Source organism: Phycisphaeraceae bacterium (assembly GCA_019636675.1).
Lineage (GTDB): Bacteria > Planctomycetota > Phycisphaerae > Phycisphaerales > UBA1924 > JAHBXC01.
Genome location: JAHBXC010000003.1, coordinates 171,478 through 185,506, shown reverse-complemented (window position 1 = coordinate 185,506; position 14,029 = coordinate 171,478). Strand labels below are relative to the sequence as shown.

Below are 14,029 nucleotides of genomic sequence, written 5' to 3'. Positions count from 1 at the left end.
TGAAGGCGGATATCGGCCGTCGGTGGTTTCCGTAAAAGAGGCGCTCCATGCAACGCATCACCGCATCCGTGATCACCCTCGCCGCGTTTCTCGCGACCTTCGCCGGGGACGCGCGCGCCGAAGACCAATGGTCCCAAATCTACGGCGTGCGTGGTCCGGGAAGCTCGACCCGCAACGGGCTCGGCGTCTCCGCGCTCGGCGACACCCTCGTCGCCTCCCATCAGTTCACGTATGACATCGGGAACCGTGTCGAAGAGGTCCCCGCCATCAACATCTTCACGCGCACGCCGCGCGGGTGGCTGCGAGAACGCTCCTTCGACCTCCTGCCGCAGGTGATCGCGTCCCGGCGCTCGCTCGAGCAGCCCAGGCGGATCGCGATCGAGCCCGGTCGCATCGCCTTCGTGACCCAGGGCAGTTTCGCGGCCCCGAGCTTTAACAGCGTCGTCTCGCAGTATGTCCGCGTCGGGGACGACTGGGTCGCCTCGCCCCCGCCCCAGCAGATCGCCGGCATTCTGGGCGGCGCGGAATCGGTGTTCGACGCCGAGCGCCTCCTGCTCTCCTCGCCCCGTGCAGGCAACGCCCAGCGCGGCGCCGTGACGATCCTCGGGCCACATCCCACCACCGGGGCGTGGGTCACCACCCACACGATCCTGCCGGTGGAGGGACGCGAGTACGGGCGCTTCGGTCACTCCATCGCGCGCGAGGGCGACACGCTTGTCATCGGCGAGCCGGGGCGTCGGCGCACGCCCGACGATTCAACCCCGTACCTGCCGGAGCCCGACGGGCGCGTGCATATCTTCGTCCGCAGCGGGGATACCTTCGTCCACGCGCAGACCATCGACAACCCCGCGCCAGGCAACCCTTCCCTCTTCGGCAACTCCGTCGCCATCCGCAACGGCGTCGTCCTCGTCGGATCACCCTACCGGCTTGTCGACGGCCTCCCCATCGGCGCGGCATACATCTACGAGCGCGACGCCGACGCCTGGGCCCTCACCCACACCATCCTCAACCCGACCCCCATCGGCGACCCGCCCAACCCCACGCAGTTCGGGTGGTCCGTCGACATCGGAAACGACTTCCTCGTCATCGGTGAGCCGCTCGCCGGCGATCCCGTGCTCGAGCCGGGCGCAGCCCATATCTACGAGCGCACCGACGACGCCTGGGTCGCGGCGCGCATCGTTATCCCCCCCGCCGACCGCTACGCCGGCTCCGCCGTCGCCGCTTCCGGCGACAACGCATTCTTCTCCGCCCCAGGCGGAACACGCGGCACGGTCTTCATCGCGCCCCGCAGCCCCGAGTGTTTCCGCGACCTGCGCGCCGACGCCAACAACGACGGCGTCGTGGACTTCGCCGACCTCAGCATCATCCTCTCGAACTTCGGACAATCCGGGCCCGACCTGCCCGGCGACCTCAACCGCGACGGCGAGGTCGATATGACCGACCTGAACATCGTCCTGGTCCTCTTCGGTTCCCCCTGCCTTGCCCCGAACTGAACCGCGCGTTCCCCCCTTCTCCCACAGGGAGGAGGTGTCTCGCGCAGCGAGACGGATGAGGGCTACCCGTTCTCCCGGCTTCACTCCTCACTCTCTATCTTCTCTCCGCTCTCCCCCCTCCGCGCCCTCCGCGTCCTCCGCGGTGAACTTCTCCCGCTCACATCAGCGCGAGGCGCGATCAACGAACCACCCATGGTTCGAGCCCCGTTCTCCCGCCCGGGGCTCTGATCCGCGCCCTCTGCGCCCTCAGCGGTGAATCTCTCACCCCGTGGCACGGCCGCGCCGTACCACGCCACCCCCCGTTCGACCTCCCCCGACCCAGAACACATCCCGCCCCCGGCCGTACTATCTTTCTCACCCAGCGCCCCTGCGCCGTCCTGTCCGCTCGACCACCGGAGACCCACCCCTATGGCCAAGATGTTCTACACCCTCGAGGAAGCCGCCCAGCGCCTCCACAAGTCCCCGGATGAAGTCCGCAAGATGTCCTCCAGCGGCCAGCTCCAGGAGTTCCGCGACGGCGACAGGCTCATGTTCAAGGTCGAGCAGGTCGACCTCCTCGCCCCCGACGACGACCTCGGCGCCGACCTCAGCGGCATCCCCCTCGACTCCTCCGACTCGGGCATGGGCCTCGACCTCGCCGACTCCGGCATGGGCTCGCTCTCCCTGGGCGATTCCGCCGGTGGCTCGGCCCTCGACCTCGACCTGGGCGAAGACCCCGCTCCCTCGCCCTCGGTGGGCGGGCGCTCCAACGCCGCCGACTCCGCCGCCGGGCGCTCGGGCATCTCCGTCTTCGATGTCGACGACCTCGAGCAGGCCGACCCCTCCGCCGTCACGCAGGTCAACGACCAGGGCGGCTTCGGCGCCCTCCTCGACGACTCCGCCTCGATGGAGACCGTCGGCTCGGGCTCGGGCCTCATGGACCTCACGCGCGAGAAGGACGACACCTCGCTGGGCGCCAACCTCCTCGACGACATCTACGCCGGCGAGGACAACGCCTCCGCCGAGACCATCGGCGCCTCGGGCCTCTTCGAAGCCACCGGCGCGTCGTCCGACGAACCCCTCTCCGTCGGCGCAGGGGGCATCGGCGCGCCGGCAGGCGGCGCGATGATCGCCGCCGAGCCCTACGACGGCGCCGGCTCGGGCCTCGTGGGCGGGCTCACCCTCGGCGCGACGCTCGCGCTCGCGATGGCGCTCACCGTCGCTGTGCTCGGCATGGTCGGCGCCGCCCAGATGGTCGACACGATCGCCGGCAGCATGATGATCGTCGTGGCAGCCCTCGCCGGCGTCACGATCATCGCCACCCTCGCCGGGTTCTTCCTGGGCAAGCGTTCCTGAGTGACCCGGCGCGAGCGTAACCCGTCGCGCGCACGCGCCTCGCTCGCCCGTCGCGCCGAGCGCTGGGCGACGCGCCTGGCGCTGTGGTCGCTCGTGGCGCTCGCTGTGTGGACCCAGCGCCCGCGCACGCTCGACATCGTCTCGCACGCGCTGCCCCACGCCGCGGCGCTGCTCTCGCTCATCGTGATCGCGCTGGTCGTCTTCGGCCCGCGCCGGCGCGCGCCGGGCTTCGCGCTGCCCACGCTGGCGCTGTGGGGCATGGTGCTCTGGTCCTGCCGCGACACGCCCCTGCCATGGCGCGATCCGGCCGGCACGCCGGTGCGCGTCGTGGTCTACAACGGGCTGCATGTCAAATCGCTCCACGACAACGACTTTCTCCGGTGGTTCGTCGAGCAGGACGCCGACTTCCTCGTGCTCGTCGAGCCCATGCGATACACCACGGGCGACTGGGACAGGGCGCTCTCGCTCCATCCCTATCGCGTGCAGGCGGACCCCGGGCGAGAGCTCTCGTTCCATATCTACAGCCGCACGCCCCTGGCCCCCGACCCTCTGCGCATCGAGGGCGACGACGCGGTGCGCCCCCACCTGCTCACGCACGCCGTCCAGCGCGCCTCGCGCACGACCCTGCGCGACGGGCGCGAGATCCGCATCACCGGGCTCCACCTCCGATCCCCACGAACCCAGCGCGACTTCGACATCGCGCTGCGCGACACGCGCACCATCGCGACCCGCGCCCGCGCCGTCTACGAGCGCGACAGCGTCCCCACCATCCTGGCCGGCGACATCAACTCCACGCCCATGGGCCGGGTCCACAGGACGCTGCGCCGAGAGTCCGGCATGCGCGGGTGGGCGCGCCCCTTCGGCGCAGGCACATGGCCCGCCGAGCTCTCGCCCGTCGTCTCGCTCCCCATCGACCGCGTGTTCACCACCCGCGAGTTCGTCTGCACGCGCGTGCGCGTCGGCCCGGCGTTCAACTCAGATCATCGTCCGATCGTCTACGACCTCGTCCTCGTCCCCGGCCACGTGCGCGCTCCCTGAGCGACGACGCCCGCTCCCGGGCAGGCGACGACGCCCCGCCCCCACGAACATCCCGCGCTCCTTCGAGTCGAGCACCACGAACCAGGTCAGCGCCGCCACGAGCGCGCCGTAGCTCGCCGCCGCCGACGCCAGCCAGAACACCGTCCATTCGTCCACCAGCGCGTGGAACGCCAGCAGCGAAGGCAGCGCAAAGCCCGCGACCACCACCGGGCGAAGGATCGGGCGCAGCAGCGCGCTCAGAGGCACGCCCAGCGCCCTCGCGCACACCACCGGCAGGACGCCGAAGTGGAACACGACCATCGACACGACGAACGCCAGCGCGGGCGACATGAACCGCGCGCCCTGCAGGTCGTCGCCCCCCGGCAGCGTCGCGAGGAACAGCACCGCCAGGACCGGGTTCGCGACGCCCCCGGCGAGGACCCACTTCGCATACCGCGCTACGTGCCCGGCGCCGTACGCCACGCGCGTCCAGCACTCCGACACGGCGCGGATGCTGTACCCGATGATCAGCAGGCGCGTCAGCACGACCGCCGCAGGGATCGTCTCGTCCGGGCTCGCCATGTAGCGGCCGACCCACAGGCGCAGCGCCGGCTCCGCGAGCACGATCACCAGCGCCGCCGCCGGCACGGCGACCGCCGCGTGCATCCGCGTCGAGTGCTTCAACAGCTCGCGCAGCGCCTCGCCCGACTTCGTCGTGCTGAACCGCGCCGTCACCGCGTCCAGGCCCTCGGTCATGCCGACGGTCAGCATCCGCACATACGCGCCCAGCTGCGACGCCACCCCGAACACCGCGTTGCCCACCAGCCCGAACGCGACGTTCATGATCAGGTGGTCCACGCGCGTGTGCAGGTTCATCGCCGTCACCGTCACCGCGTTCCACGAGCTGGTGCGCAGCAGCGAGCGCACGCTCTGACGCGTCGCCAGCCAGGGCCGGGGGCGCAGACCGCGCTGCAGACGCACGATCGTGAACAGCGCCGCCAGCGCGATCGTGATCGAGATGCACGCCGCCACCACGCCGAACCACACGAACGCGCGCGACGCCTCCGCCGGGTCGGCGTCAGCCCCGCCCGACGCCAGCCCGAACACGAAGAAGATCACCACCGCCGCCGTCAGCTGCGACGCGCGGTCCAGCACCAGCCACAGGTTGTGCCAGCCCATCCGCTCCGTCACGAGGTTCATGTTGAGCTGCGGCGTCAGCGCGATCCACACGATCGACGACGCCGCCTTGCACGCGATGAACACCCGCGCCGTCCACAGCAGCTCGTCGGGGATCGACAGCAGCGGCGCGCACACCGCCAGCGCCGCGAAGGTCGCCAGCGCCAGCCCCGCCGCGCCCACGCTCAGGAAGATCGCCGAGTTGTAGACCCTCGCGAACTCGCCCTCGTCCTTCGAGTGCAGCGCCGCGCCCAGCTCCCGATTCATGCACAAGCGCACGATGTCCCGGAACATCTCGCCGATGCCCACAGCCGACGCGATCACCACCCAGAGCCCGTACAGGTCCGTCCCCACGCCGCGCAGCAGCACAGGAACCAGGGCCAGTCCAAGAAAAACCGTGAACAGCAGGCGCGTGTAGTTCGTCAGTATCCGGACCGCCCCACGCTTCAGCTCGCTCGCCATGCACCGATCCTCGCACACACCGCCTGCCGCTGGATGACCCCGCGACTCACGAGCCCCAAGACGCGTCCAGACCGGCCAAGACTAGCCGCACCACGCTGTCAAGCAACCGACCCGAAGAAACCAACCCGCCCCCCGGCACGCCCGGCACACCCCGCTCGCCCCCCCGAGGGCCCCGACTCGCGCCAGCTGCGCCCGCTCTCGACGCTGTCCCCCTCCCGAGCAAACCCACGATGACGATGCGACGACACTCTCTCTGGCAACCCGCTCGCCGCGCCATCGCTTCGACGCTCGCGTGGCTACTCGAACTCAGGAGCACCCGCATGCCGCGTTACTCATTCGTCACCTCGTTCCTCGCAGGGGCATGCCTCCTCGCGTCGGCCTGCGCGTGCCCGCTGGGCGACTGCGACGAAGACATCGCACGCGCCGCACGCATCAACGACCGCATGGGCTCGTCCTCCAGCCACGACCCCGACGAGATCATCAACCTGCCCTCGGCGCGCGAAGCGCCCTACCTCGTCCAGCACGGCCCAACACGCCGACGCGACCTCATCACCTTCCCCGCCAAATACGACGCCAGAACCGACGCCTTCGCCGCTGTCTTCATCGCCTACCCGCCCACCACCGAGGCCGAGCGACGCAACAACCCGCGCGGCTGGAACACCCGCATGGGCGACTTCCCCAACCGCGGCTGGGACGTCCTCGACCCCTACATCCAGGACCTCGCCGACGCCGGCTTCAAGGACATCTGGTTCTGGTTCTGGAGCGGCGCCCACGTCCAGAGCGACGACCCCACCCACCTCTCCGCGCGCGTCATGTCCTGGTTCACCCCGGAGACACAGACCCCCGCCATGCGCGCCTCCTGGCCCGCCTTCGTCCGCAAGTGGAACGATCGGGGCGTCACCTTCGGCTTCTGGCTCGGCGGCGTCTACGCGCCCAACTTCGGCACCGCCGCCAACCCCGACCACCGCTTCCTCACCCGCGAGGACTTCGCATTCGTGGGCGACACCATCAAGCAGATCAAGGACCTCGGCTTCCACGCCGTGGGCCTCGACGCCGCCAGCTCGCTCCTCAACACACGCGATATGCCCCCCAACGTCAACCTGCCCCCCCATCGCGAGGCCGGCCCGCGCGACCGGGGCATCACCCTCGACCTGCTGACCTACCTCAACAGCCGCAGCGACCTCCGAGGCATCACCATCTCCACCGAGCGACTCCTGCCCGCCGGCCCCATGGTCGCCGAAGCGCCCACCATCGTCGCCTGCTCCAGCCGATCGGCCCAGACCGGCGGCCGCTTCACCATCGACACCCTGCCCCCCCTCGATGTCTATCAGGCGGTCAACCCCGGCTCCGAGGTCGTCGCCCTCATGGTCGGCGGCGGGTGGTCGGCGCGCGAGTACCGCGACTTCCGCGCTCGCGCCGAGTCCATGGGCTACCGGGTCGGCGTCCTCCAGACGATCCTGCAGGGCGCAGGCGTCGTGCGCACCGGCGCGCAGGTCCGTCGAGGCGGCTGACCGCGCTCGATCTCCCGTTCGAACACCTCAGTCACCGTACGCAACGCCGGGCTCCGCCTCTTCCAGGGCAGGGTCCGGCGTCTGCTCGTACGCGAACTTCGGCGCGCCCGTCCGCTCCAGCACCTTCGCGAGCACCACGCAGATCCCGTAGGACATCGCGAAGGTCATCATGTACGCGCTCATGAACAGCCCCGGGTCGCCACGGAACAACCCGAGGATCTGCCCAAGCTGCGCGCCGATCGGCATGATCACCAGCGGGCTCACCGACAGCCAGGACAACTGATCGAAGTACCGGATCAGCGCCGCGAAGAAGAACGCGTAGAACACCACCGCGATCCAGTTCCCCTCGGCGCGCGCGTACCCGATGATCCCGGGCGGAAGCGTGATGCGATCGTGCGTCACCCCGGGGATGTCCGCCTTCGACGCGATCTCCGTGCTCAGGGGCATCGGCTTCGTCGTCCACCACGCCCGCGGGATCGGCGCCGCGAACGAGTACATCGCCGACTGCAGGAACCCGCCCTGGTGCACCGCCGGGTACCGCTCGATCACGAACAGCGACGCCGCCGCCGTGCCCTGACCCGACAGCAGGTCCACCATGCCCGTCTTCAGACTCCCCTGCGTCATCGCCTGCACGTGCTGCGTCGCCGAGCGGCTGAAATCGCCCGCCGTGCGCACCGCCGTGAACATCGCCACGATGATCACCGGGGGCACCGCCAGCGCGCCCATGATCTGCAGGCTCTTCATGGGCGGCAGGTGCTTCAGCCGGCTGTGGAACATCCCCCACAGCAACGCCGCCCCAACCGCCACCAGGTTCCGACGACCGAACTCGCCCGTGATCGCCACCAGCGCGTTCACCAGGAACACCCCGCCCGCGATGCCCGCGAGCATCGGGTTCCACAGCTGCTTGCCCCACACCCAGCCCGCCAGCCCGCACGCGATCGCCGCGAAACCCAGACCCAGCAGCGACGCCAGAATGCCGATCAGCGGCACATTCACCCCGACGCGCAGAACACCCGCCACCACCGTGAACACGCACGCCATGATGATCAGCACGCTGTCCGGTGGCACCGCCGTCGACTTCGGCGTCCACTTCGCCAGCGTCCGCGAAGGCCAACCCCACTTGTAAAACACGAAAAACAGCACCGTGAACACCGTCAGCATCAGCAGGAAGGTCAGGCCAGACTCCTCCGGCTGATACACCGGGTACTTCCGGTAGTCACCCACCCACAGGTGCGTCATCCCGCTCGCGCTCTGGAAAAGCACCAGCCCCAGCAGCGCGAAGTTCCTCAGCGACATCAGCGGGTGACGACCACGCAGGTGGTCCATCATCATCTTCGCGAGAATCGCGACGGACATGATCCCCAGGATCGCGGCAAGCATCTTCGTCGACATCTTCGGCCTTCCCGCCGCGACTCACGCCGCGGCATACCACGAGTCTCCGGGTCTCAGCCCCCGTCGTACTTCGACAACCACTCTTCGCCCGAACCCCCCACGATACGCCGCAATTCCCGCACCTCCGGCGCGAACTCCGCCCTCAGACGCTCCAGCACCCCCTCGCTCGGCCCCCCCGGACGCTCCGGCGCCTTCGGAAGCAGCGATTCTCGCAGCGTCCGACGCACCGTGTGAGACAGCACCGGACGCAACGCCCTCTGGTACACCCACGACTGCTGCAACGCCCGCCACCCCCCGGTCAGCACCGGCTTCCGCTCGCTCGCGTTGTGCACCGTCCCCGGATCGACAAGCTCGGGGCGAGCCCTCACCCCCAGCCACTCGCACAGCGACACGCAGGCCCCCACCCGGTCCTTCACCATCGACTCGAACACCACCACGCGCACGCGCTCCGCGCCGAAGCGATCCACCCAGGGCCGCACCTGCGTCCAGTACCTCGAGTACTCGATCAACTCCGGAAGCTCCCGCAGCGCCTCCTCGATCGACGACGAGCACCGACCCTCCGTCAGCGCGTGGTGATGATGGCTCACCAGACGCGCGATCGGGTCGCGCACCACATAGATGAACTTCGCGTGCCCGGGCAGCGTCGCCGCCGCACGACCCACCACCCCGGGATAGTCCGGCAGCTTCGTGTACCCCGTCGACGCCTCGCCGCACAACTGGTCCTCGCGCGCAGGCCTGAACAGACGCGCGTACGCCTCGCGACCCGCCGGCGTGAGCACCGCGTCGTCGCACAGCGAGTGGGGCTCCTTGTCCTCGGGCATGAAGATCGACGGGTTCGTCTGCAGGTCGCGATACAGCGTCGTGGTCCCCGACTTCATCGCGCCGATGATCAGAAAGTCCGGAAATCTCATGCCGCATCCGCTCCTTTGGTCCAGCTCACACCAGCGTACGACCCCGACGCGCCGGGCGTTCGGGCCCGCCCTCTATACTCGACACATGCCCACCCGGACCCAAGACATCGCCCGGACCAATCAGACCAGCGCCGGGCCCAGCGCCGGCGCCGACCCCGCCGCCAGGCCCCTCCGGTTCATGCTCCAGCAGTCCGCGATGCCCAAGTTCCGGGTCCCCTGCTACCGAGAGCTCTCCAACCGGCCCGGGGTCCAACTCAAGGTCCTCTACGGCAAGATGGCCCTCCCCAACGTCGACGCCCCCGACCTCGACGCCGAGTTCCGCGAGATGCGCGTCGTCTACAAGAACTTCATGTGGGACTCCGTCTTCCTCCGCAAGCTCCAGCCCGGCGCCCTCGACGCCACCACCGTCGCCTGGAACACTCGCTTCCTCTCCCTCATCCCCTCCCTCCTCAAGGCGCGCCGCGCCGGCATCGGAACCGTCCTCTGGGGCCACGGCTACTCCAAACGCGAAGCCCCCCACCGCAAATGGATCCGGCGCAAGGTCGTCGGTCTCGCCGACGCGATCGCCCTCTACAGCGAGTCCGTCGCCCAGCAGTACATCGACTCCGGCGTCGCCCCCGAACGCGTCTTCGTCGCACTCAACTCGCTCGACCAGGCCCCCATCCAGGCCGCCCGCCAGCCCTATATCGAGGACCCCTCGCGCATCGCCGCCTTCCGGCGCGAACAGAACCTCGGCGACGCCCCCGTCGTCCTCTTCGTCTCGCGCACCTACCCCGAGAACCGCGTCGACCTGCTCCTCCGCGCCGTCGCCGCCCTCACCGCCGAGTTCCCAACCTCCACCGCCGTCATCATCGGCGCAGGCCCCGAGGACGAGCGGCTCCGCGAACTCGCCGCCACCCTCAACCTCGGCGATCGGGCGCGCTTCCTGGGCGCCATCTACGAGGAAGAACGCATCGCCCCGTGGTTCATGGCCGCCGACTGCTTCTGCTACCCCCAGAACATCGGCCTCAGCATCCTGCACGCCATGGGCTACGGCCTCCCCGTCGTCACCTCGGATCGCATCGAGACCCAGAACCCCGAGATCGAAGCACTCGAGCACGAGCGCAACGGGCTCACCTACACCCACGGCTCACTCGACGCACTCGTCGAAGCGCTCCGCCGCCTCTTCACCGACAAGCCCCTGCGCGAACGCCTCTCGGCCCACGCCCACCAGACCGCGACGCAGAAGTACTCCATCACGCGGATGGCCGACGGGCTCGAGAACGCGCTCCGCTTCGCCGCCGAACGCGCGCGCGAACGGCGCGCGAAGCGTTAACCCCGCGCCGCGACCTTCCGGTACATCTCCCGGTAACGCTCCACCACCGCGCCCTCGTCCAGCTCGCGCAGCGCCCACTCGCGCGCACGCGCCCCCATCGACGCGCGCCGCGCGCCGTCTTCCAGCAGCGCACGCACCTCGCGCGCCAGCGTCGGCGCGTCCACGCGGTCCACGATCACCGCCCCGCCGCTGCCCTCCAGCTCGGGCCAGATGTCCACGCCCTTCGTCGTGATCACCGGGGTCCCGCACGCCATCGCTTCCACGATCGCGATCCCGAAGTTCTCCTGACTCGTGGGCAGCACGAACACATCCCCACGCTCCAGCAGCGAAACCTTCTCGACACCCTTCACCATCCCCAGCAGGTGCGCGCTCCCCTCAAGCCCCAGCCGCTTGATCTGTGCGCGCAGCGATTCTTCCAGCGCCGCATCGCCCGTCCCGGCGATCGCCACCTCCACACTCACGCCCCCCTCGCGCAGCAGGCCCGCCGCGTCCAGCAGCAGGTCGGGACGCTTCTTCTCGTGCAGCCGGCTCAGGAACACCAGCACCGGCCTCCCCGTCTCCAGAAAGGGAAACGCGCGCGCGCTCGCACCCACCCCGGGAAGCTCGCGATACGGCCCCAGATCAAACAGCACCGGCGCCACCTCCACCCGAGGGTTCCGAAACCACGCTCGCGCCTGCGTCGCCTCGGCGCTCGCCGTGCAGTGCACCGCCCCGGCACGCTCCAGCATCCCTCGACCACCCAGCGCCAGGTACACCTTCTTCTTCGCGCGACGCTGCGACATCGACCAGTCGTCCAGCATCCCGTGCGGCGTCAGCACATATCCAACACCCTCACGGCGCGCCGCGCCCGCCACCTGCGTGTTGCTCGGCGTCCACATCGCGTGCACGTGCGCCGCGTCCGCCCCGCGCAGCGCCGACCGAACCGCACCCATCTGCCACGGCGCGAACCACCCGCCCGGCAACGCCGGCGACGCCACCGTCACGACCCGCGGCACGCCCGGACCCCCACCACGCCACTCCCCCGGCACGTCGCTCCCGTCGTGGGTCAGCACCGTCACATCGTCCCCGGCACGCGCCGTCGCCGCCGCAAGGTCCAGCACGGCCCGAACCACGCCCCCCAGCTCCAGACGGATCCGATCAAGGTAGTGCACGACTCGCATGCCACATCCTACTTCATCCCAAACAGCCGCGCCCTCCCCCAACCCTCGATTTCACCATCATTTGCTTCGGAAACCACGACCCGCACGGTATCCTGTCGACCAGACCCGACCTCCAGCCACGGCGACTCCATGCACGCAACCGCCACCCGACGCCACCCGCTCATCACACGCCTCGCGCGCACGCTCGGGATCTCCCGACTCCGCGCCTCCCTCCGACACCGACACCTCGACGAGGTCATCGCGAAGGGCTCGCACACCGTCCTCATCGACGACAAGCCCGTCGAGTTCCTCGTCTCCACCAGGCGCGAAGCCATCCGCGTCGTCAACGCCGTCGGAGAGCAGGCCCACATCGAGTCCGTCACCCGCTTCCTTCGCGCCGGCGATGTCTTCTGGGACATCGGCGCCAACATCGGCATGTTCACCTGCGCCGCAGCCGCCCTCCACCCCGACGCTCAGGTCCACGCCTTCGAGCCCGAGCCCAGAACCGCCTCTCGCATCCGCGAGAACATCGCGCGCAACAAACTCGCCAACGCCTCCGTCCACGAGGTCGCCCTCTCCGACTCCGAGGGCTCCTTCGACTTCATCGTCGCAGGCGAGCTCGGCTCCGGCACCAACTCCCTCGTCAAGGGCCACGCCAACAGCCCCGAGTCCAAACAGTCCACCGTCACCGTCCGGGTGTGCACCCCCGCCGACTACGCGCGCGAACGCGCTCTCGCGCCCCCCACCGTCGTCAAGTGCGATGTCGAGGGCGCAGAAGCCGGCGTCATCCGGGGCCTCATGCCCTGGATCCAGCAACGCGCCATCCGACGCCTCGACGTCGAGTTCCACCTCTCCACGCTCGAATCCCAGGGAGAGTCCGCCGCCGACCTCGAACGCGAAATCCTCGCGCGCGGCTACCGCGCCGAAACACGGCATCAGCGCGGCGACACGCTCAATATCACTTTCCTGCCGGCCTGAACGCCGACCCGATCAGTTCTTCCCCGTCGCCCAGCGGATCAGCACATCCGCCACCTCGGGGCGAGAGAACTCGACCGGGGGACGCTGACCCGCCGCCAGCATGTCGCGCACCTTCGTGCCCGACAGGAACACCTGGTCGCCCTCGATCTTCGGGAACGACTTGCTGGTGACCATCCCCTGCGCCAGCTTGCTGTACGCCGAGTGCTCGAACTTGAGCGGGATGATCTTCAGGTTGTCCATGTTCACCGTGTCGAAGATCTGCTGCGCGTCGTAGGTGCCGTAATAGTTCCCAACGCCCGCGTGGTCGCGACCGACGATGAAGTGCGTGCACCCGTAGTTCTTGCGAACGATCGCGTGCAAAATCGCCTCGCGAGGGCCCGCGTACCGCATCGCCGCCGGCATCACCGAGAGCATCGTGCGCTCGGGCACGAAGTACTTCTCGATCAGCACCTGGTAGCACTCCATGCGCACATTCGCCGGGATGTCGCCCTCTTTGGTCTCGCCCACGAGCGGGTGGATCAGCAGACCGTCGCAGATCTCCTGCGCGACCTTGCACAGGTACTCGTGCGCCCGGTGGATCGGGTTGCGCGTCTGGAACGCCGCCACCGTCTTCCACCCGCGCTTCGCGAACTGCTCGCGCGTCTGGTGAGGCGTCAGCCGGTGATCCAGGAACGCCTCGGGGCCCTTCGGATCAACGCACACCTCGACGACCTCGACAGGGCCGCCAAGGCACACATCGCCCTCCTTCTTCACCTGCGCCACGCCCGGGTGCGCGTCGTCGTCGGTGCGGAAGACATTGGGGATCTCGAGTTTCTTGTCGTGCGCGTACACCTCGGTCACCGTCATCACGCCCTGCAGCACCCCGTTGGGCGCGTACAGCGCGACGCGCGAACCCGCCGCCGGCGCCTTCGACTTGTCCACCGACAGCAAAATCGGGATCGGCCACACATCGCCCGACGCCAGACGCATGTCGCGGCACACGCTCGTGAAGTCCGCCTCCCCCATGAACCCGGTCAGAGGGCTGAACGCCCCCACACCGATCATCTCCAGGTCGCACGACTGCTTCATCGACAGATCGATCCGCGGCAGCGACGACGCCTCCTTCTTGAGAGACGCCAGCTTGTCGCCAGTCGCGACGCGATTCACGAGAGTGCCGCCGTGCGGCTCGATCAGACCGTGCATACGCCTCTGTCCTCCAAAGCAGTCGGAAGTGCAAAAACCCGGGTTTCGGGCAGGAACGGAGGGTAGGCGCTGTCTGGGATAAGGGAGCAGGGAGCGGGGAGCGGGTGTCGGCGCAGCC

General features: G+C 69.2%; 11 protein-coding genes. 6 read left to right on the top strand and 5 right to left on the bottom strand.

Annotated elements, in window-relative coordinates; translation table 11 throughout:
- The first annotated feature begins 47 nt into the window (after window positions 1-47).
- The 3 genes from KF684_11080 to KF684_11070 all read left to right on the top strand — a co-directional run bounded on the left by KF684_11080 (window position 48) and on the right by KF684_11070 (window position 3,866).
- Window positions 48-1,493 carry a hypothetical protein gene (locus tag KF684_11080; protein MBX3353463.1) on the top strand — a complete coding sequence of 482 codons (1,446 nt, stop codon included), beginning with the start codon at window positions 48-50 and terminating at the stop codon, window positions 1,491-1,493.
- A 408-nt stretch (window positions 1,494-1,901) separates the two neighbouring features.
- Window positions 1,902-2,828, top strand: a complete 927-nt coding sequence (locus KF684_11075; GenBank protein MBX3353462.1) for a helix-turn-helix domain-containing protein — start codon at window positions 1,902-1,904, stop codon at window positions 2,826-2,828.
- Window positions 2,829-3,866 (top strand): hypothetical protein, encoded by a 1,038-nt coding sequence (locus KF684_11070; GenBank protein MBX3353461.1) that lies wholly within the window; start codon window positions 2,829-2,831, stop codon window positions 3,864-3,866. It abuts the gene before it with no gap.
- Here KF684_11070 and KF684_11065 read toward each other — a convergent pair.
- Window positions 3,804-5,483 (bottom strand): oligosaccharide flippase family protein, encoded by a 1,680-nt coding sequence (locus KF684_11065; protein MBX3353460.1) that lies wholly within the window; start codon window positions 5,481-5,483, stop codon window positions 3,804-3,806. The two genes, KF684_11070 and KF684_11065, sit on opposite strands and share 63 nt — an antisense overlap.
- Before the next feature lie 320 nt (window positions 5,484-5,803).
- Between KF684_11065 and KF684_11060 the strand changes: the two genes are divergently transcribed.
- Window positions 5,804-6,994 (top strand): hypothetical protein, encoded by a 1,191-nt coding sequence (locus tag KF684_11060; protein ID MBX3353459.1) that lies wholly within the window; start codon window positions 5,804-5,806, stop codon window positions 6,992-6,994.
- Between the two features lie 27 nt (window positions 6,995-7,021).
- Here the strand turns inward: KF684_11060 and KF684_11055 are convergent, their stop codons facing one another.
- Window positions 7,022-8,386 (bottom strand): hypothetical protein, encoded by a 1,365-nt coding sequence (locus KF684_11055; protein MBX3353458.1) that lies wholly within the window; start codon window positions 8,384-8,386, stop codon window positions 7,022-7,024.
- Window positions 8,387-8,439: 53 nt separating this feature from the next.
- Window positions 8,440-9,297, bottom strand: coding sequence for a sulfotransferase (locus KF684_11050; GenBank protein MBX3353457.1), 858 nt, complete (start codon window positions 9,295-9,297; stop codon window positions 8,440-8,442).
- 85 nt (window positions 9,298-9,382) lie between these two features.
- On the opposite strand from KF684_11050, the gene KF684_11045 reads away from it, so the two are divergent.
- Window positions 9,383-10,612, top strand: a complete 1,230-nt coding sequence (locus KF684_11045) for a glycosyltransferase family 4 protein (GenBank protein MBX3353456.1) — start codon at window positions 9,383-9,385, stop codon at window positions 10,610-10,612.
- Here the strand turns inward: KF684_11045 and KF684_11040 are convergent.
- On the bottom strand, window positions 10,609-11,772 hold the full coding sequence (locus KF684_11040) for a glycosyltransferase (GenBank protein MBX3353455.1): 1,164 nt from the start codon (window positions 11,770-11,772) through the stop codon (window positions 10,609-10,611). The two genes, KF684_11045 and KF684_11040, sit on opposite strands and share 4 nt — an antisense overlap.
- A gap of 129 nt (window positions 11,773-11,901) precedes the next feature.
- Here KF684_11040 and KF684_11035 point away from each other — a divergent pair, with 129 nt between their 5' ends.
- Entirely contained in the window at window positions 11,902-12,729 is an 828-nt protein-coding gene (locus KF684_11035) for an FkbM family methyltransferase (GenBank protein ID MBX3353454.1), read from the top strand.
- A gap of 12 nt (window positions 12,730-12,741) precedes the next feature.
- On the opposite strand, the gene sat is transcribed toward KF684_11035, so the two are convergent.
- Window positions 12,742-13,911, bottom strand: coding sequence for a sulfate adenylyltransferase (sat, locus tag KF684_11030; GenBank protein ID MBX3353453.1), 1,170 nt, complete (start codon window positions 13,909-13,911; stop codon window positions 12,742-12,744).
- Window positions 13,912-14,029 lie beyond the last annotated feature (118 nt).

Coding starts and splice junctions, on each gene's coding strand:
- KF684_11060 (MBX3353459.1), top strand. CDS start 5,804: ATGCCGCGTTACTCATTCGTCACCTCGTTCCTCGCAGGGGCATGCCTC.
- KF684_11065 (MBX3353460.1), bottom strand. CDS start 5,483: ATGGCGAGCGAGCTGAAGCGTGGGGCGGTCCGGATACTGACGAACTAC.
- KF684_11080 (MBX3353463.1), top strand. CDS start 48: ATGCAACGCATCACCGCATCCGTGATCACCCTCGCCGCGTTTCTCGCG.
- sat (MBX3353453.1), bottom strand. CDS start 13,911: ATGCACGGTCTGATCGAGCCGCACGGCGGCACTCTCGTGAATCGCGTC.
- KF684_11045 (MBX3353456.1), top strand. CDS start 9,383: ATGCCCACCCGGACCCAAGACATCGCCCGGACCAATCAGACCAGCGCC.
- KF684_11035 (MBX3353454.1), top strand. CDS start 11,902: ATGCACGCAACCGCCACCCGACGCCACCCGCTCATCACACGCCTCGCG.
- KF684_11040 (MBX3353455.1), bottom strand. CDS start 11,772: ATGCGAGTCGTGCACTACCTTGATCGGATCCGTCTGGAGCTGGGGGGC.
- KF684_11055 (MBX3353458.1), bottom strand. CDS start 8,386: ATGTCGACGAAGATGCTTGCCGCGATCCTGGGGATCATGTCCGTCGCG.
- KF684_11075 (MBX3353462.1), top strand. CDS start 1,902: ATGGCCAAGATGTTCTACACCCTCGAGGAAGCCGCCCAGCGCCTCCAC.
- KF684_11050 (MBX3353457.1), bottom strand. CDS start 9,297: ATGAGATTTCCGGACTTTCTGATCATCGGCGCGATGAAGTCGGGGACC.